At 73.3% G+C, this 17,254-nt stretch carries 20 protein-coding genes; 16 read left to right on the top strand and 4 right to left on the bottom strand.

The window, feature by feature from the left end; all coding sequences use genetic code 11:
• Window positions 1-136: 136 nt before the first annotated feature.
• Entirely contained in the window at window positions 137-1,714 is a 1,578-nt protein-coding gene (locus NV263_RS07920) for a serine/threonine-protein kinase (protein WP_263251911.1), read from the top strand.
• Here the strand turns inward: NV263_RS07920 and NV263_RS07915 are convergent.
• On the bottom strand, window positions 1,693-2,751 hold the full coding sequence (locus NV263_RS07915; RefSeq protein ID WP_263251910.1) for a lactonase family protein: 1,059 nt from the start codon (window positions 2,749-2,751) through the stop codon (window positions 1,693-1,695). The genes NV263_RS07920 and NV263_RS07915 overlap by 22 nt on opposite strands.
• A 163-nt stretch (window positions 2,752-2,914) precedes the next feature.
• On the opposite strand from NV263_RS07915, the gene rocD reads away from it, so the two are divergent.
• Window positions 2,915-4,147, top strand: coding sequence for an ornithine--oxo-acid transaminase (gene rocD, locus NV263_RS07910; RefSeq protein ID WP_263251909.1), 1,233 nt, complete (start codon window positions 2,915-2,917; stop codon window positions 4,145-4,147).
• Window positions 4,148-4,436: 289 nt separating this feature from the next.
• On the opposite strand, the gene zapE is transcribed toward rocD, so the two are convergent.
• Window positions 4,437-5,459: a cell division protein ZapE gene (gene zapE / locus NV263_RS07905; protein WP_263251908.1), complete on the bottom strand. Its 1,023-nt coding sequence runs from the start codon at window positions 5,457-5,459 to the stop codon at window positions 4,437-4,439.
• 125 nt (window positions 5,460-5,584) lie between these two features.
• Here zapE and NV263_RS07900 point away from each other — a divergent pair, with 125 nt between their 5' ends.
• From NV263_RS07900 to NV263_RS07845, 12 genes are all read left to right on the top strand, one after another.
• Entirely contained in the window at window positions 5,585-6,334 is a 750-nt protein-coding gene (locus NV263_RS07900) for a pyrimidine reductase family protein (RefSeq protein ID WP_263251907.1), read from the top strand.
• Window positions 6,331-6,900, top strand: a complete 570-nt coding sequence (locus NV263_RS07895; protein ID WP_263251906.1) for an RNA polymerase sigma factor — start codon at window positions 6,331-6,333, stop codon at window positions 6,898-6,900. The genes NV263_RS07900 and NV263_RS07895 overlap by 4 nt, the downstream gene beginning before the upstream one ends.
• Window positions 6,893-7,474, top strand: a complete 582-nt coding sequence (locus tag NV263_RS07890) for a hypothetical protein (RefSeq protein ID WP_263251905.1) — start codon at window positions 6,893-6,895, stop codon at window positions 7,472-7,474. The genes NV263_RS07895 and NV263_RS07890 overlap by 8 nt, the downstream gene beginning before the upstream one ends.
• Before the next feature lie 101 nt (window positions 7,475-7,575).
• Entirely contained in the window at window positions 7,576-8,088 is a 513-nt protein-coding gene (locus tag NV263_RS07885; RefSeq protein ID WP_263251904.1) for an Asp23/Gls24 family envelope stress response protein, read from the top strand.
• A 19-nt stretch (window positions 8,089-8,107) separates the two neighbouring features.
• Entirely contained in the window at window positions 8,108-8,416 is a 309-nt protein-coding gene (locus NV263_RS07880) for a hypothetical protein (RefSeq protein ID WP_263251903.1), read from the top strand.
• A complete protein-coding gene (locus NV263_RS07875) occupies window positions 8,413-8,661 on the top strand; it encodes a hypothetical protein (RefSeq protein ID WP_263251902.1) in 249 nt (82 codons plus the stop codon). Before NV263_RS07880 ends, NV263_RS07875 begins: the two co-directional genes overlap by 4 nt.
• Window positions 8,662-8,698: 37 nt before the next feature.
• The gene (locus NV263_RS07870) at window positions 8,699-8,878 is read left to right on the top strand and encodes a hypothetical protein (protein WP_263251901.1); all 180 of its coding nucleotides are present in this window, start codon (window positions 8,699-8,701) and stop codon (window positions 8,876-8,878) included.
• Window positions 8,875-9,264: an Asp23/Gls24 family envelope stress response protein gene (locus tag NV263_RS07865; protein ID WP_263251900.1), complete on the top strand. Its 390-nt coding sequence runs from the start codon at window positions 8,875-8,877 to the stop codon at window positions 9,262-9,264. The genes NV263_RS07870 and NV263_RS07865 overlap by 4 nt, the downstream gene beginning before the upstream one ends.
• 22 nt (window positions 9,265-9,286) lie before the next feature.
• On the top strand, window positions 9,287-9,823 hold the full coding sequence (locus NV263_RS07860; RefSeq protein WP_263251899.1) for a DUF6286 domain-containing protein: 537 nt from the start codon (window positions 9,287-9,289) through the stop codon (window positions 9,821-9,823).
• Window positions 9,820-10,422 (top strand): alkaline shock response membrane anchor protein AmaP, encoded by a 603-nt coding sequence (amaP, locus tag NV263_RS07855; protein ID WP_263251898.1) that lies wholly within the window; start codon window positions 9,820-9,822, stop codon window positions 10,420-10,422. Before NV263_RS07860 ends, amaP begins: the two co-directional genes overlap by 4 nt.
• Window positions 10,423-10,436: 14 nt before the next feature.
• Entirely contained in the window at window positions 10,437-11,552 is a 1,116-nt protein-coding gene (locus tag NV263_RS07850; RefSeq protein WP_263251897.1) for an ATP-dependent DNA ligase, read from the top strand.
• A gap of 10 nt (window positions 11,553-11,562) precedes the next feature.
• Complete coding sequence (locus NV263_RS07845) at window positions 11,563-12,507, top strand: 2-dehydropantoate 2-reductase (RefSeq protein WP_263251896.1); 945 nt, start codon at window positions 11,563-11,565, stop codon at window positions 12,505-12,507.
• Here NV263_RS07845 and NV263_RS07840 read toward each other — a convergent pair.
• Complete coding sequence (locus NV263_RS07840) at window positions 12,470-13,378, bottom strand: EamA family transporter (protein WP_263251895.1); 909 nt, start codon at window positions 13,376-13,378, stop codon at window positions 12,470-12,472. The genes NV263_RS07845 and NV263_RS07840 overlap by 38 nt on opposite strands.
• Window positions 13,379-13,529: 151 nt before the next feature.
• Between NV263_RS07840 and NV263_RS07835 the strand changes: the two genes are divergently transcribed.
• Window positions 13,530-15,092 carry an alpha/beta hydrolase gene (locus NV263_RS07835; protein WP_263251894.1) on the top strand — a complete coding sequence of 521 codons (1,563 nt, stop codon included), beginning with the start codon at window positions 13,530-13,532 and terminating at the stop codon, window positions 15,090-15,092.
• Between the two features lie 782 nt (window positions 15,093-15,874).
• Window positions 15,875-16,033, top strand: a complete 159-nt coding sequence (locus NV263_RS07830) for a hypothetical protein (protein ID WP_263251893.1) — start codon at window positions 15,875-15,877, stop codon at window positions 16,031-16,033.
• Between the two features lie 172 nt (window positions 16,034-16,205).
• Here NV263_RS07830 and NV263_RS07825 read toward each other — a convergent pair whose 3' ends face one another.
• Window positions 16,206-16,595 carry a hypothetical protein gene (locus tag NV263_RS07825; protein WP_263251892.1) on the bottom strand — a complete coding sequence of 130 codons (390 nt, stop codon included), beginning with the start codon at window positions 16,593-16,595 and terminating at the stop codon, window positions 16,206-16,208.
• Between the last annotated feature and the right edge of the window lie 659 nt (window positions 16,596-17,254).

Here is a 17,254-nt window from a genome sequence, read left to right as displayed (position 1 = left end):
ATTCGATTACCGACAGTCCGAGTGAAACCAGTTCGGGGAACGCGGAAGACCCGGTCCGACCGCGTCCGGCACGCGCCCCGGCGCCGATACGTAAGCTCGGTGGCGACGTGTGCCGCGATCAGTGAGGAGAGGGACCGTGCAGCCGCTGCTGGCCAGCGAACCGAACCGGGTCGGCGACTACCGGCTGCTCGCCCGCCTCGGGCGCGGCGCGATGGGCGGGGTCTACCTCGGACGGTCGCGGGGCGGCCGGGTCGTGGCCGTCAAGGTCGTCCGGCCCGAGCTCGCCGAGAACCCCGAGTTCCGCGAACGGTTCCGCCGCGAGGTGCACAGCGCCCGGTCGGTCGGCGGCTTCTGGACCGCGGCGGTCGTCGACGCCGACCCGGCCGCCGAGCAGCCCTGGTTGGCCACCGAGTACGTGCCGGGGCCGACGCTGCACCAGGCGGTGTCCGACCACGGGCCGCTGCCGGAACGCACGGTGCGCGCCCTGGCGGCCGGGCTCGCCGAAGCCCTTGCCGCGATCCACCGGGCCGGCCTGGTGCACCGCGACCTCAAACCGGCCAACGTCCTGCTGGGACCGGACGGGCCGCGCGTGATCGACTTCGGCATCTCCCGGGCGATGAGCGGCAACGCCCTCACCGCCACCGGCATGTTCCTGGGCACCCCGGGCTTCTTCTCCCCGGAGCAGACCACCGGTGACGAGGTCGGTCCGCCCAGCGACGTGTTCTCGCTGGGCGCCGTGCTGGTCTTCGCCGCGACGGGCTCCGGCCCCTTCGGCGACGACAACACCACCGCCCTGCTCTACCGGGTGGTCCACAACGAACCGGACCTCAGCCGGGTCCCCGCGGGGCTGCGCCCGCTGCTGGCGGCCTGCCTGGCCAAGGACCCGGCGGCGCGTCCGACCCCGGCGGGACTGCTCGACATGGTCGGCGAACCGCGACCGCAGGGGAACCAGTGGCTGCCCGCGGCGATCACCGACGTGATCGCCCAGCACGCCACCGAGCTCCAGCGGACCGCGAACGCGCCGCTGCCCGACGCCCCACCGCCCGACGTCCCGCCGCCGGCACCCGCCCCGGCGAACAGCGTCCGAACCGCACCCGTCGCGCCGCCCACGCCGGTCCCGCCCGCCAACGGGGCACCGATCGTGGCGAAGCGGCCCAGGGGAACCGTCCAGCAGACGGCGGAACAGGTCCGGCGCGACCTGCCGGGGCCGGTGTTCCGCACCCGCGGCAAGGTCCCCGCGGCGCTGTCGGCGCTGGCCTGCGTGGCGATCATGGTGGCGGCCCGCTGGATGGCCGCGCGGACCGGCGTGAGCATGGAGCTGTCGATCGTCTACCGGCTCGGCGTGCTGCTGCTGAGCCTGAGCGCGCTGTGGTCGCTGATCATCATCCTGCTCCCCGGCCTGCGCCTGAAGATCAACGCCGACGGCCTGGTGGTCTCGCGGATGGGCCTGCACCGCGGGATCCCGTGGCACCACGTCCGGCGCGCCGCGATCGTCGGCAGCGGCAAGAACCAGTGGATCGCGGTCTGGTCCGCCGACGACGCGCCGCCGCTGACGTCCCGCCCCTGGCACCGCGTTCGCACCTACCACGGCGGTTCGCTGCTGTTCCCGATCGGCGCCACCGGTGGTGTGCTGAGCCGCCGCAAGCGGGCCAAACGCGCCCGGCAGGCGCTCCAGCAGCACTCCCGCGGCCGCTACGACGACCGGCTGCTCTGAGCGGGCAGCACGCACACCGGGCTCGGGGTGGACACCGGTTCGGCCACCGGGGTGAGCTCTGCCCCGGCACCGACGGTGAAGGACTGCACGGTGCCGCTGCGCTGCCCGGCCGCGAACAGCACTCCGCCGTCCGGCGAGAGCGCGATGTGGCGCGGACCGGCCACCCCGGCGGAACGGATGTCCACCGGTTGAAGCCCGGGCGGGTCCGCGCGGAACACCGCGATGCTGTCGTGGCTGCGGTTGGACCCGAACACGAACCGCCCGTCCGGGGAGACCACCACCTCGGCGGCGAGGTTCTGCTGCGCGTAGCCGTCCGGCAGCGTCGACCGGGTCGCGCCCGGCTCCAGCGCCCCGGTGTCCGCGTCGTAGCCGAACTCGGTGATCGACGAGGCCAGCTCGCTGATCAGGTAGGCGCGGTCGCCGCGCGGGTGGAACGCGAGGTGGCGCGGACCGGATCCGGCGCGCACCGCCACCTCGTGCCGGAGCGCCAGGTGCCCGCTGACCGGGTCGAAGTCGTAGACGTGCACGGTGTCCGCGCCCAGGTCCACCGCCAGCACGCGCCGCCCGGACGGGTCCGGCACCACCTGGTGCGCGTGCGGACCCTCCTGCCTGCGGGGGTCCGGACCGCTCCCGCTGTGCTGCACCTCGTGGCACGCCTCGCGCAGCACGCCGCCCTCCCCGATCGGGTGCACGGCGACGTTGCCGGTCGCGTAGTTCGCCGTCAGCAGGAAGCGGCCTGCGGGGTGCACGCTCAAGTGGCACGGGGCGCCGCCGAGCGAGGGCTGCGAGTTGATCTCCCGCAGCGCGCCGTCCGCGCCGATCGCGAACGACGCGACCCGCCCCTCCGGCAGCTCGTTCACCGCGAACAGGGTGGCGCCGTCCGGCGACAGCGCGAGGAAGGACGGGTCGAAGGCGTCCGCGACCGTCTCGGTGCACCGCAGCCGCCCGCCCGGGTCTGCGAAGGCGAGGCGGATGCCGTCCGCCGCCGACTCGATGCCCGTGTACGCGCCGAGGTACACCCGGTAACCCGCTGCCATGGCCGCCCCCTGCCGGTCTCCGGTGCCCATCATGACAAGGCGCGCTCGCACGCCCCACTCGGACAACGAAACACCGCGAACGCCCCGGACTACGCAACGAACCGTCTCGGCAAGCAACGCGTCATGGCTGTTTTCTGCGTGCGGCGGAACATAATCTGACGACATGACTGTCGCTCCTCCGCACGTCGGCGCGTCCTCGAACGCCGACTGGTACCGCCGGCTCGACGATCAGTACAGCGCGCACAACTACCACCCGCTGCCGGTCGTGATCGCCGAGGCGTCCGGCGCGTGGATGACCGATGTGGACGGGCGGCGCTACCTCGACTTCCTGGCCGGGTACTCGGCGCTGAACTTCGGGCACCGCAACCCGGACCTCGTCGCCGCCGCCACCGAGCAGCTCGGCCGCGTCACGCTGACCAGCCGCGCGTTCCACCACGACCAGTTCGGACCGTTCTGCCGCGAGCTGGCCGAGCTGACCGGCACCGACCGGGTGCTGCCGATGAACTCCGGTGCCGAGGCCGTGGAGTCCGCGATCAAGCTCGCCCGCAAGTGGGCCTACCGGGTCAAGGGCGTGCCCGAGGACCGCGCCGAGATCGTCGTGGCCGGGTCCAACTTCCACGGTCGCACCACGACGATCGTGTCGTTCTCCACCGACCCGGTGGCGCGCGCCGACTTCGGACCGTTCACCCCCGGCTTCGTGGTGACCCCGTACGGCGACGCGGACGCGGTCGAGGCGGCGATCACCGACCGCACCGCCGCCGTGCTCGTCGAACCCATCCAGGGCGAGGCGGGCGTGGTGGTCCCGCCCGCCGACTACCTCCCGCGGCTGCGCGCGCTGTGCGACGAGCGCGGAGCGCTGCTGATCGCCGACGAGATCCAGTCCGGACTCGCCCGCACCGGTGAGCTGCTGGCCAGCGAGCACGACGGCATCCGCGCCGACCTCTACACGTTGGGCAAGGCGCTGGGCGGCGGCATCCTCCCGGTGTCCGCCGTGGTCGGCAGCGACGAGGTCCTCGGCGTGCTGCGCCCCGGGGAGCACGGCTCGACGTTCGGCGGGAACCCGCTGGCGTGCGCGGTGGGCCGGGCCGTGGTGCGGCTGTTGCGCACCGGCGAGTTCCAGGAGCGCTCCCGCGAGCTCGGCGCGCACCTGCACTCCCGGCTCGGCGAGCTCGTCGGCAACGGGGTGACCGAGGTCCGCGGGCGCGGCCTGTGGGCGGGCGTCGAGATCGCGCCGGACGGCCCGGACGGCCGCCGCGCCAGCGAGGCACTGGCCGAGCGCGGCGTGCTGTGCAAGGAAACGCACGACACGACCCTGCGCCTGGCCCCACCGCTGACCATCACCCGCGACGAGCTCGACACCGGCATCGACGCGATCGTCGACGTCCTCCGACGCTGAGCTGAGTGCCTGTCTTTGAACTTGGTTTCGGAACCCGCGTGGTAAGCGGCGCCAGCCGCTTTCTCTTTCGGTGAGTGGTCTCGCAGCCAGCACCGCCGCGGGTTCTCAGCGGTCATCTCGCGAGGACAGCCCCGACGCTGTGTATTGGGCATACATGAGTCGGGGCTCCCGGAGCTGGTGTGGCTGTGGCGCGCAGCGCCTCGTTGGGGGGCGGTGGTCGGGCGACGGGCGGGCCGCTGAGGTTCCGCCACCGGCACCGCCACGCAAAACGAGTCGAAGACAGGGCCCGTCAGGACTTGGCGAGGTCCCGGGACAGGGCGGTGAGGCGGCTGACGGCGCGGAGGTACTTCTTGCGGTAGCCACCCTGCAGCATCTCCTCGGTGAACAGCGCGGACAGCGGTTCGCCGGAGACCCGGACGGGGATCGCCCGGTCGTAGAGGCGGTCGGCCAGCGCCACCAGGCGCAGCGCGACGTCCTGGTCCGGGGCCGCGTGCACGCCGCGCAGGTGCACCGCGGCGACGCCGTCGACCAGCCGCCCGTACTTCGAGGCGTGCAGTCCGGCGAGGTAGTCGCACAGCTCGTCGAAGTCGTCGAGGGTGGCCCCCTCGGTCCGTTCGGCCAGCGCCGACAGCTCCTCGTCGGACATCGGCGGTGGTGCGTCGGGTAGCCCGCGGTGCCGGTAGTCCGGCCCGTCCACCCGGATCACGTCGAAGCGGGCGGCCATCGCGTGGATCTCGCGCAGGAAGTCGACCGCGGCGAACCGGCCTTCGCCGAGTTTGTCCGGCAGCGTGTTGGACGTGGCCGCGACGCGCACGCCCGCGTCGGTGAGCTTGGCGATCAGCTGCGTGACCAGCATCGTGTCGCCCGGGTCGTCGAGCTCGAACTCGTCGATGGCCAGCAGCCGGTGCTCGGACAGCCGCCGCACGGTCTCGGCGAACCCGAGCGCGCCGACCAGGTTGGTCAGCTCGACGAACGTGCCGTAGGACTTCGGGCCCGGCGCGGCGTGCCACGTCGACGCCAGCAGGTGCGTCTTGCCGACGCCGAAACCGCCGTCGAGGTAGAGGCCGGGCTTGCCGTCCGGCGACTTGCGGCGGCCGAACAACCCGCGCAGCCAGGACCCGCCGCCGCCCGAGCCGATGCGCTCGGCGAACTCCTCGCAGGCGGCGACCGCCCGGGCCTGGCTCGGTTCGTCGGGGTTGGGGATGTAGGTGGAGAAGCGCGCCTCGGCGAACAGCGGGGGCGGGGTCATCGCCTGGACCAGTTCGTCCGGCGTGACCTCGGGACGTCGGTCGACCAGGCGCGGCAAGCTCATGCGGGAGACTCTATCGCCCGCTCCGCACCGCCCGGGCCGACGCGGACGTGCTCCTGGTCACGGGGAAACGCCCTGCTCAGCGACCACCGCCGCGGTCCGCGCGAACGACGTGGTGGGATGGCGGCGTGGACAGGCTCTGGCCGGTGGACGGCGCGCGACAGGTGGACGACGAGCTGGAGGACTTCTACGCGTACCCGGGGGAACTGCACCGCCCCTGGTTGCGGGTCAACTTCGTCTCCAGCCTCGACGGCGCGGTGACGGTGCGCGGCAGCTCCCGCGGCCTGTCCGCGCCCGCCGACCAGCGGGTGCTCGGGCTGATCCGGGACCTCTCGGACGTGGTGCTGGTCGGCGCGGGCACCGCGACGATCGAGGGCTACCGCGGGGTCAAGCGCACGGAGGTCCGCGCGGATCGCCGCAGCCGGTTGGGCCTGTCGGAGGTGCCGCCGATCGCGCTGGTCACCGCGCGCTGCTCGATCCCGCCGGACTCGCCGCTGCTCACCGACACCATCGCCCGGCCGATCGTGCTCACCTGCGCGGCGGCTCCCGAGGGTCGTCGCCGCGCGCTCGCCGACGCGGGCGCCGACGTCGTCGTCACCGGCGACGAGCACGTCGACCTGCGGGTGGCGCTGGCCGAGCTCGACGCGCGCGGCCTGCGCCGCATCGGGTGCGAAGGCGGCCCCACGCTGTTCGGCGAGCTGGTCGACCAGGACCTGGTGGACGAGCTGTGCCTGACCCTGTCACCGCTGCTCACCAGCGGCGACGCCGGGCGGATCGCGCACGGGGTCGGCGCCGAGCCGCCGCGCCGCATGCGGCTGGAGTCCGCGCTGCACGCGGAATCGCTGCTCCTCCTGCGTTACGCGAGAATGCCCGTGTGAACGATGGTGCCGGTGCGGACGACGTCCTCGTGTCGGCCGCCAAGCGAGGCGACTCCGCGGCGTTCGACGAACTGGTGCGCCGGCACACCACGAAGATGTACCGGGTCGCGTTCCGCGTCCTGGGCGACTCCGCGGAGGCCGAGGACGCGGTGCAGGAGGCGTGGGTGTCGGCGTGGCGCTCGCTGGACCGCTTCCGGGGCGAATCGGCACCGGCGACCTGGCTGTACCGGGTGGTCACCAACGCCGCGCTGGCGCAGCTGCGGCGACGGCGCCCGACCGTGCCGCTGGACACCACCGACGAGGCCGTCGGCGGCTTGATCTCCGATCCGCGCGCGGTCAATCCTGAGGGGCAAGCGGTGCGCACCGAGGAGACCGCGCTCGTGCACCGCGCGATAGCCACGCTGGAACCCTCGCAGCGCGTGCCGCTCGTGCTCCGCGAGTTGGAGGAGATGAGCTACGAGGAGATCTCCGAGGTGCTCGGGGTGAACGAGGCGGCCCTGCGGTCCCGCCTGCATCGAGCGCGGACGACGCTGCTGGCCCGGTTGAGGGAGATGCACGATGGGTGACCGCTCCTTCGACCCCGGCCGGGCGCTGCCCTGCGGGCGGACCGTCGGCGAGCTGCTCGGCTTCCACTCCGACGGCGAACCGGCCGAGCTGGCCGAGCACGTCGCCGGATGCCCGCACTGCCGGCGTGAACTGGCGGTGCTGGACGCCGAGTGGGCACCGGTGCGGCGGGCCGCGCGGGTCCCGGTGGAGCCACCGCACGGACTCGTCGAGCGCGCCCTGCTGACCGTGCGCGGGGTGCGGGGAGCCTCCGGCGCTTCGCCCGCGGAGATCGAGCAGGACCGCGGCAGGCTGCGGGTGTCCCCGCAGACCGTGGTGCTGCTGACCCGGCGGCTGGCCGGGGAGGTGCTGACCGGTCACCCCGGGGTGCACCTGCGCGGCTGCACCGGCGACGTCGACGAGGTCCGGGTGGACCTGGCCGTCCGCTACCCGCTGCCCGCGCCCCGGCTGGCCGAGGCCGTCCGGCGCGAACTCGACGACGCGGTGCGCGCGGCGCTCGGCCCGGCGGCCCCGTCCGTGCGGGTCCGGGTGTCCGACGTCGCGCCGCCGGACGCCCAACGGCGCCACAATGAGTGATGCCGGACACACCGGCGCGAGATCGGATCACCTGATCTCATCGCAAATCCTGTCGGGCACCGCCGATCGGCGGCCCGCACGCGGAGGAAGGAGTTTGTCCCATGGCGCAGTCAGGTGCTGCGGAGAACACGAAGAGCGGCGGGGACAGCGGCGGCGAGAGCCAGCGGATCCCCGAGACGCGCGGGAGCGGCCAGCCCTCCCGGCTGGCGGACGAGACCTCGCAGGGCAAGACCACCATCGCCGCCTCGGTGGTGCAGAAGATCGCCGGGATCGCGGCGCGCGAGATCTCCGGGGTGTACGCGATGGGCGGCGGGGTGTCCCGCGCGTTCGGCGCCATCCGGGAGCGGATCCCGGGCGGCAGCGGCACGTCCTCGGTTTCCGGTGTGCAGGTGGAGGTCGGCGAGAAGCAGGCCGCCGTGGACCTCGACATCGTCGTGGAGTACGGCGCGTCCATCGTGGACCTCGCGCGGGCCGTGCGGCGCAACGTGATCGGCGCCGTGGAGCGGATGACCGGCCTGGAGGTGATCGAGGTGAACATCTCGGTCAACGACATCCACCTGCCCTCGGAGGACGAGGAGACCGGCGCGCAGTCCGGCACGTCGCGGGTGGAGTGAGGGGGCGGTGGAGCGCGCCGTGACGTCCCAGGGCGAAGAGCCGGTCGACCGGGTTGTGCGGGCGGTTCGCGAGCACCCGTCGGTGGTGCGGCTCGACGCCGGCCGGTACGGGGACATCGCCTCGCACCTGCCCGGCCGCCGGGTCGACGGCGTCCGGTTGACCGAGGGCGACGCCCCCGTGGAGGTGGGTGTGGTGCTGCGGTTGGACCGACCGCTGCCGGAGATCGTCGCCGACCTGCGCATCCGGGTCGCCGGAGTGGTCGGCGACCGGCCGGTGGACGTCACCGTGTCCGATGTGGTCACCGACGAGCCGGGCGGCGCGGGATGAGCGCGGACCGCGACGCGGTGGCGCGCGCCGAGTTCCGCGCGTTCGTCCGGACCCACCACCCGGACGTCGGCGGCGACCCGGCGGTCTTCGCCGCCGGCGTGGCCGAGTTCCGGGCCCGGCGCGAGCGGCCGGACCGCTACGACGCGCCGATCGTCGTCGTAGACCGCGCCCGCGGGGTGCGCGGTCTGCTGCACCGGCTGCGCGAGCGGTGGGCCCGCCGCAGGCGCCCGCCGCGCGTCCGGTGATGCACTGTCCGCAGTGGAGGGAACTCGGAGGTTCACGATGAACGGGACGCAGACCGGCCTGATCGCCGGGCTCATCCTCGGCCTGGCCGCGGCGGTCGGCGGCTTCGTCGGATTCCTGGTCGCGCTGGTGCTCGGGGCGATCGGCCTGGTGGTCGGGCGCATCGTCGACGGCGAACTGGAGATCGGCGACCTGTTCGGCAAGGGACGGGACCGGTGACCGCGGGAACCGCGGCCGACCCGCGCGAGGAGCAGCGGGCGGAGGCGGACGAGCGCGGACGGCTGGAGATCAGCCGCACCGTGCTGCGCAAGATCGCCGAGCACGCCGCCGACCAGGACCCCGGCAGCACCCGGGTGCGCCGTCGGGTCGTCGGGGTCGGGGTCGGCGAGCACGGCGCGAGCGCCCGGCTGTCCGGACCGGACCAGGCGTTGCGGATCCGCCTCGACGTCGCGCTGCGGTACCCGGCACCGGTGCGGCGGACCGTCGAGTCGGTGCGCGAGCGGGTGCGCGACGACCTGCTCCGGCTCGCCGGGTGCGAGGTCCGCAGCATCGACGTGACGGTGTCCGCACTGGTGCCCGGGCACGAGGCGCCGCGGGTGCGGTGACCGGGAGGGACTTCGGAGAACGATGCGTCTGTTGGTACGGCTGATCACCACGCTGGTCGGGCTCGCCGTCGCGGCGGCCGGGGTGCTGCTGGTGGTCGAAACCGCCTGGGCGCAGCTGCGCCCGGACACCGGCGGTCTGCTGGTCCCCTGGCCGACGATGCGGTCCGCGCTCGACGCGGTGCCCTGGGACGCGACCCCGGTGCGCGCGACGGCCATCGGCGTCGCCGTCGCGGGGCTCCTCCTGCTGCTGGTCGCGGCCGGTGCGCGGCGCCGCGACGTGCGGCTGCACGACCCGGCGCCGGAGGTGACCGTGACGACCGACCCGCGTTCGCTGGCCCGGCTCGTCGGCCACCAGGTGCGCGACCAGGACGGCGTGGCCAGCGCCTCGGTCACCGCCGACGCCAAGCGCGTGCGGGTGCGGGCGACGTCGCAGTTCCGGCAGCTCGGCGACCTCCGGCAGCGGGTGACCGACACGACCGAGCACGCGGTGGGCGACCTCCCGCTGCGCCGGGCGCCCAAGGTCGCGGTGTCGGTGTCCCCGGCGAAGGAGCGGCGATGACGACCGGCGAGGGCACGATCCGGCCCAGCACCACGCCCACCGGTCGCGGCATGACCTTCGAGCGCACGGTCGTCACCGTGCTCGGACTGCTGGCGTTGCTGGCGGGTGTGGCCGCGCTGGTCGTCGGCACCGGCTGGCTGGGCTTCTACCGGGCGCGGCGCCCCGTGCTCGACCCGATGCTGCGGGAGTGGTGGTCGCACTACCCGCTGGTGGCGATCCCGGTCGGCCTGGTGCTGCTCGCGCTCGGCCTGTGGTGGGTCGTCCGCGCGCTGCGGCCGGAGGCCAGACCGGACATCCGGGTGCAGCGGGAGCCCGACGGCCACCTGACGGTGACCTCGGGGGCGCTGACCGACGCGGTGCGGGCCGACGCCGAGACGGTCACCGGCGTCACCCGCGCGCGGGTGCGCATGGCCGGGGACGAACGGCGTCCCGCGCTGCGGCTGACGCTGTCGCTGCAGGAAGGGGCGAACGTCCGGCAGGTGTGGGAGGAACTGGACACCAAGGTGCTCTCCCGGGCCCGCGAGGCGTTGGAGTCCGAGAACCTGCCGACCGCGATCCGCCTCGAACTCGACCGGGCTCCGCGACAGCGGGTCCGCTGACCTGGGAGGCCCCCGTGGCGCTGCTCCTGTCCCCGCCGGTGAAACCGATGCTGGCCGCGCCGGTCGACGACATCCCGCGGCGCGGCGGACTGCTGTTCGAACCCAAGTGGGACGGGTTCCGCTGCCTGGTGTTCGTCGACCCCGCCGGGTCCGATCCGGTCTTCCTCCAGTCGCGGACCGGCAAATCGTTCAACCGGTACTTCCCGGAGGTGCTGCGGACCGTCGCCGAGCACGTCGACCGGCCCGTCGTGCTCGACGGCGAACTGGTCGTCGTCCGCCGCGATCCCGACGGCGACCGGCTGGACTGGGACGCGCTCGGCGAACGCATCCACCCCGCCGCGAGCCGGGTGCGGCTGCTCGCCGAGCGGACGCCCGCCACGTTCGTCGCCTTCGACCTGCTGGCGCTGGACGACCGGGACCTCACCGGCGTGGGCTTCGCGCAGCGCCGCGCGGCGCTGACCGGTCTCGACCTGGACCGCAGCGGGCTGCGCACCACGCCCGCCACCGACGACGCCGACACCGCCGCCGAGTGGTTCCGGCTGTTCGAGGGGGCCGGGCTGGACGGGGTGATCGCCAAGGACGCCGGCGGCACCTACCAGCCGGGCAAGCGCGTCATGTCCAAGATCAAGCACTCCCGGACCGCCGACTGCGTGGTCGCCGGGCTCCGCTGGCACACCGGCACCGAGCCCGGCACGGCGGTCGGCTCGCTGCTGCTGGGCCTGCACGACGAGCACGGCGTGCTGCACCACGTCGGCGTCGTCGGCGCGTTCCCCGCCGCCCAGCGACGCGCCCTGGCGTCCGAGCTGTCCGGGCTGGTCACCAGCGGGGAGCACCCGTGGACCGGACCGCAGGCCGAGGACGGGCGCCGGTTGCCGGGGGCGATCAACCGGTGGCGCAGCAGCGAGCAGCCGTGGATCCCGCTGCGGCCGGAACGGGTCGTCGAGGTCTCCTACGACCACACCGAGGGCGAGCGCCCCGCGAGGTTCCGGCACACCACCCAGTTCGTGCGGTGGCGTCCCGACCGCGACCCCGCGTCGTGCCGGTACGACCAGCTCGACGAGCCGACCCGTTACGACCTCGACTCCGTGCTGTTCGGCGATGTTCTCCGGGGCGGCCGCCGCGGCGAGTAACCTGCGGCGCGTGGAGGCTCGACGCATCGCCGTGATCGGCTCCGGGGCGATCGGCGGGGTTCTCGCCGCCGCCGCGCACGACCTCGGCCACCAGGTCACCCTGTGCGCGCGCACGCCGTTCGACCGGTTGTCGCTGGAAACCCCCGACGGCACCGCGGAGGTCCCGGTGCCGGTGGTCACCGAGCCCGACGCCGTCGGCGACGTGGACTGGGTGCTGTTGACGACGAAGGTGCCCGACGTCGCGGGCGCCCGGCCGTGGCTGGAACGGCTCGACGCCCCCGGGACGCCGGTCGTGGTGGTGCAGAACGGCATCGAGCACCGGGAATCGGTCGCCGACATGGGGTTGTCCGCGCCCGTGCTGCCCGCGCTGATCTACGTCGCCGCCGAGCGGGTGCGCCCCGGGCACGTCGTCCGCCGGTCGCCGGGCACCATGCTCGTCGAGCCGGGCGAGGTGGGGACGCGGTTCGCCGCGCTGCTGGCCGGATCGCCGGTCGAGGTGTCGGTGGCGGAGGACTTCGCCGCGGCCGCCTGGCGCAAGCTGCTGTCGAACGTGGGGGCCAATCCGATCACCGCGCTGACCCTGCGCCGCCTCGACGTGTTCGACGTGCCCGAGGTGCGCGACCTCGGCGCGGCGCTGCTGGACGAGGCGCTCGCCGTCGCCCGGGCCGAAGGCGCCGCCCTGACGCGGGCCGACGTCGACGCGGTCGTGTCCGGGTTCACCTCGGACTTCCCCCGGGAGAACGGCTCGTCGATGCTCTACGACCGGTTGGCCGGCCTGCCGACCGAGCACGAGCACATCACCGGGGCCGTGGTCCGCGCGGCGCGTCGGCACGGCATCCCGGTCCCCCGGAACGAGACCGTGCTCGCCCTGATGCGCGGCCTGCGCCCCACCCGACTCCCGGCCTCGGTCGCGGAGCTCAGACCGAGCTGCGCGTCGAACCCACCGAAGCCGTGACCACGCAGCCGATCGCGACCCACTGCCAGGCGCCGAGCTGCTCGCCGAGCACCAGCAGTCCCGCGAGCGCCGCGACCGCCGGCTCCAGGCTCATCAGGATGCCGAACACCCGGGGCGGCATCCGGCGCAGCGCCTCCAGCTCCAACGAGTACGGGATCACCGAGGACATCAGGGCGACGACCGCGCCGGCCACCAGCACCGCCGGGTCGAGCAGCGCCGGACCGGCCTCGGCGACTCCGAACGGCGCGGCGACCACCGCGCCGAAGGCCATGCCCAGCGCCAGGCCGGAACCGCCGCTGGTGCGGCTGCCGAGCTTGGCGCCGAGCAGGATGTAGCAGGCCCACATCGTTCCGGCGGCCAGCGCGAAACCGACCCCGATCCAGTCGAGCCCGCCCTCGACGCGGGACAGCAGGAACACCCCGGCGCCGGCCAGCAGCGCCCACAGCACGTCGAGCTTGCGACGCGAGCCGACCACCGCCACCGCCAGCGGGCCGAGGAACTCGATGGTGACCGCCGCGCCGAGCGGGATCCGCTCGAACGACTGGTAGATGCACATGTTCATCCCGGCCAGCACGGCGCCGTACCCGGCCACGACGGCCAGCGTCCGGCGGCTCAGCCGCACCGACGGCCGCCACACCACCAGCAGGACCACCGCGGCGAACAGCAGGCGCAACGCCACCACGCCGGACGCTCCCGCGGTCGCGAACAGCTGCTTGGCGAACGCCGCACCCACCTGGAGGCTGACCACGCCGAGCAGCACCAGCAGCGGGGGCGGCACGGCGCCGAGCGCCCGCGCGGAGACCCGCTCCACGCCGAACAGCGAACGGCCGTCCGAGAAACCGGCCCCCGAATCAACCTGCGCGACCTGCACGACGCTCCTTCTCCCGTGGTCAGCCCCCTATGGCGAACGTATCGCGAAGCACCCGGTCAGCCGAACCGGATTGTCAGGCCCCTCACCTGGTTCTCACTGCGATCATGCGATGCTGAGAGCCCGCAGGACCAGCCACCGACGAGGAGTAGCCGTGCCGCGCAGCGCCAGGGGGTTCGGGGCCGCGCTGGCGCCGCTCCTGCTGCTGGTGGCGGCCTGCTCGGTGGGCCCGTCGCAGCGTCCCGCCGTCGCTTACCAGGACTCGCAGCAGCAGGTCGCCCCGGCGCCGCAGCCGCCGAAGCCCGCCCCGGTGCCGCCGCTGGGCATCCCCGGCCACGACGCGCTGGCCTGGCAGGACTGCACCGAGCAGACCCGCGCCGAACTCGGCGGACCGCAGCTGCCCGCCGGGATGACCTTCTCCTGCTCCCGGCTGCTGAACACGCTCGACTCACCGGAAGCGCCCACCCACGGCACCGCGCGCACGGCGCTGCTGAAGGTCGGCACCGGTGGGATTCCGCTGGTGCTGCTCAACGACATCGGCGGCGAGCCGGGCACGACGTACGCGGCCCGGACGGCCCTGCGGCTGCCGCCGGAGATGCTGCGCACCTTCACGATCATCGGACTGGACCGGCGCGGCACCGGTCATTCGGAGCCCGCCGACTGCGTGCCCGCGCAGCAGCGCGAGGCGATCGTCGGATTCGATCCCCGCGCGACCGACCGGGCCGCGCTCGGCCCGCTCAACGACGCGGTGCTGCGGGCCAGCCAGGAGTGCCTGCTCAACCTCGACGAGCGGCTGCAGGCGTACGACACCTGGCGGACCGCGTCGGACCTGGAGGAACTGCGCCTGGAGATGGGCGTTCCGAGGCTGCACGCCGTCGCGCGTGGCGAGGCGTCCCGGCTGCTGATGACCTACGCGGAGCGCTACCCCAGCTCGATCGGCCGGATCGTCCTCGACGGCGCCCCCGACCCGACGCGCGACGCCATGGGGCAGCTGGAATCGCAGGCCCAGAGCGCGGAGCAGAGCTTCGACGCCTTCGCCGCGGACTGCGCGAGCCGCGCCTGCCCGCTCGGCCCGGACCCGCGCGCGACGGTGAACCGCATCGTCGACCGCGCCCGGACGGCTCCGCTGCCCGCGCCGGGCACCCAGGTCCCGGCGGGCCGGGTCGTGCAGGCGGTGCTGAGCGGGCTGTCCGATCGCGACGCGTGGCCCGCGCTCGTCGACGCGCTGGTCGCCGCCGACCGCGGCGACGGCGCCGGGCTGGCGGGGCTGAGCGCGCCGCTCGTGACGCCCCAGGGCGCCGACCCGCCCAGGCTGGACAGCGAACTGATCACGGGGTGCAACGACACCACGCTGCGCGTGCCGCCGGAGCGCAGCGCCGAGGTGGCGGCCGACTGGGTGGGCAAGTACCCGCTGTTCGGCGGGGTTTTCGCGCAACGACTGGTCTGGTGCGGCTCGTGGCCGGTGCCGCAGCAGCCGCTGCCGTCACCGCGCCGCACCGACCTGCCGCCGATCCCGGTGATCAGCACCGCGCACGACCCGGTGGTGCCCGGACTCGGCAGCGATCACATGGCCGAGCAGCTGCCGACCGGGGTCGTGCTGCGCTGGCAGGGTGCGGGTCACGGGGCGCTGGGCCGCTCCGACTGCGTCGACCGCGCCGTCAGCCGCTTCCTGATCGACGGCGCGGTCCCGACCGAGGGCATGGCCTGCCCGGGGTGATCCCGCAAGCACCCCGGGCAGGCACTCCACTGCTCAGCCGCAGCTGGAGCAGCAGCCGCACGAAGGACCGGTGCAGCTCCCGCAGCAGCTGCAGCCACCCTTGGCTTCCGGAGCGCGCTTGACTTCGGTGCGGACCATGGTTGGCCTCCCGCGTGGTGGTGAATACCGACGGTTGCGATGGTGCTCGGCAGTGGAGCGACCGGGACACCGCTACCCGAGCGAATGAGTGTCCGCCGGACTGTTGAACAGGGCACATTCTCGCATTGCAATCCGTGACCGAATACGGACAGCACTCGATCAATCCGGCAAAGAGGTGAGATCGCCTCGCCCCCGGGGGTGACGCGGCGACCGACCGGGCGCACTGTCCACTGTGGGTCTCGTTCGAGTGAGTTCGGCATGACGGGAACCTTCGGCCCGACGCTGATCGTTAATGTGGGCGTCGCGCGAGTGACGTTCGCGCACCGACCGGCCGCATCGCGACTCCCCTTCGGCGGCCGGGTCCGCGGCGCCGGGCTGACCCCGAGCCCCTCCGAGCTCAGCCCGGCGCCATGACCCCCGAGCACGCCGGGGCCGGATCGCGGAGCGAGGCCCCACGGGGATCAAGCCGCTTTTCCCCGCTGTTCCGGGAAGTCACCCATTCCCGGGGATCGCGGCGCGTTCGGCGACGCCACCGAGGCCGTCGGCCCGGCGCGGAGGTCCGTCGACTCCGGACGGTAACGACATCGTCGAGTTCCGCGACAAGTGACCGGGTCGGCAAGGTGCCGACCGTGGAGGTTGGATCCGTGTCTCGGATAACGGTCTCGTGGGCGCTGGCCGTGGGAGCGCTCATCGCAGCGGTGGTCGTGGTGCTGGTCGGCGGAGTCGGAGTGCAGCCCGGCGGCGTGGAGGTGCGCGGCGATCCGTTCGTCGCCTACACCGAAGGCCCGCGAGCGGATCGCTGACCACCGCCGCACCCGCGCCGTCGGCGGGTGACCGCCCCGGCGACGCCCGCACGAACAGGGTTCGCCCCGCCTCCGCACGATGACGGGGCGAACCCTCCAACCGCACCCTCCCGGCTCACCGACCAGCAGTGCGCCCCCGGTCGGCGCCCGGCGCGGGCTCGGCCGTCGTCGTTCAGCGGCGACGCAGCAGCGTGATGACGAGTTGCCCGACGATGACGTAGACCAGCGCGGCAAGGCCGTAGTTCAGGACCACGCCGAGGACCGCGTCGTTGGGCGTGAACACGTCTCCCAGCCCCAGCACGAGCGCCTTGGCCAACGTGTAGACGGCGGAGACGAATTCGTTGCCGTGGTTGGCGTGGAAGACGACGAAAAGGACGTGCAGGGCGAAAACAGCGACCACCAGGCCGACAACGACGCGAATGATGTTCGCGACCGTTTCGGCCCCGTCGTGTCGATGACGGTATTCGGCCGAATATCCCTCCCGGTACTCGTCGTGTTGCGGGTAGTAACCGTGGTTTTGCTGCCGGTGAGGATGGGGACCGCCATAGGGGTCGTAGCTCATGGCCGGGCATTGTGTCCACCACAATGGCGACCGCACAACCCCATCGCGCCGAACACATCGTGAATGTGGCACGGCAAACCCCCGGAAAAATATGAATTCGAGTCGGAAACACCTTCCGACCAGGCGATTCACTCATCGTTTGCCGAGGTCAGAACCCCTAGGGCGCCGAGAATGTACACCATTCCGTGACAGTCGCGTGACCACATCGTTCGCGGTTTCTGTGGAATGGGTCCTATTTCCCGCGCGTGCGGCCGTGCCATGCTCGCCCGCCGCTCGAATTTCCGCGTTTTTCCGCGTTCCCGATCCGGGCGTCGGATTCCCGTCCTTGCGCCGACCTCTCGTCGCAGGCCGACCGACGACAACAGCTCGCGGCACCGAGAGCGGGTTCGAGCGACTTCGCCGGAAAGGCCGTCGCGGTCGGCGGCGACGCCCGGGAACAGCTGACGCGGTTGCACAACGCGACGCACATGTAACCGATACGTGAAGATCTTGCACTGATCAGGTGAATCAGGATGGCGTGCTATGGCGTCTTGACACTTCAGATCACTACCTTCTCACCCGCGCGAGTGACGTTCGCGCCATCGATCGGCCGCATGTGCGACTCCTCCGCGGCCGGTCCCGCGGTGCGCCGGGCTGACACCTAGCCCCTCTGGCGTCAG

Origin of the sequence: Saccharopolyspora rosea (assembly GCF_025643595.1) — a bacterium.
Lineage (GTDB): Bacteria > Actinomycetota > Actinomycetes > Mycobacteriales > Pseudonocardiaceae > Saccharopolyspora > Saccharopolyspora rosea.
Note: the sequence above shows the minus strand (reverse complement) of the source record. Positions and strands in the feature narration are given on the sequence as shown.

What these genes read in the sequence shown, in the direction of transcription:
- NV263_RS07915 (WP_263251910.1), bottom strand. Translation starts at nt 2,751, where the DNA reads ATGGCAGCGGGTTACCGGGTGTACCTCGGCGCGTACACGGGCATCGAG.
- zapE (WP_263251908.1), bottom strand. Translation starts at nt 5,459, where the DNA reads ATGAGCTTGCCGCGCCTGGTCGACCGACGTCCCGAGGTCACGCCGGAC.
- amaP (WP_263251898.1), top strand. Translation starts at nt 9,820, where the DNA reads ATGACGACCGGCGAGGGCACGATCCGGCCCAGCACCACGCCCACCGGT.
- rocD (WP_263251909.1), top strand. Translation starts at nt 2,915, where the DNA reads ATGACTGTCGCTCCTCCGCACGTCGGCGCGTCCTCGAACGCCGACTGG.
- NV263_RS07860 (WP_263251899.1), top strand. Translation starts at nt 9,287, where the DNA reads ATGCGTCTGTTGGTACGGCTGATCACCACGCTGGTCGGGCTCGCCGTC.
- NV263_RS07875 (WP_263251902.1), top strand. Translation starts at nt 8,413, where the DNA reads ATGAGCGCGGACCGCGACGCGGTGGCGCGCGCCGAGTTCCGCGCGTTC.
- NV263_RS07890 (WP_263251905.1), top strand. Translation starts at nt 6,893, where the DNA reads ATGGGTGACCGCTCCTTCGACCCCGGCCGGGCGCTGCCCTGCGGGCGG.
- NV263_RS07885 (WP_263251904.1), top strand. Translation starts at nt 7,576, where the DNA reads ATGGCGCAGTCAGGTGCTGCGGAGAACACGAAGAGCGGCGGGGACAGC.
- NV263_RS07825 (WP_263251892.1), bottom strand. Translation starts at nt 16,595, where the DNA reads ATGAGCTACGACCCCTATGGCGGTCCCCATCCTCACCGGCAGCAAAAC.
- NV263_RS07870 (WP_263251901.1), top strand. Translation starts at nt 8,699, where the DNA reads ATGAACGGGACGCAGACCGGCCTGATCGCCGGGCTCATCCTCGGCCTG.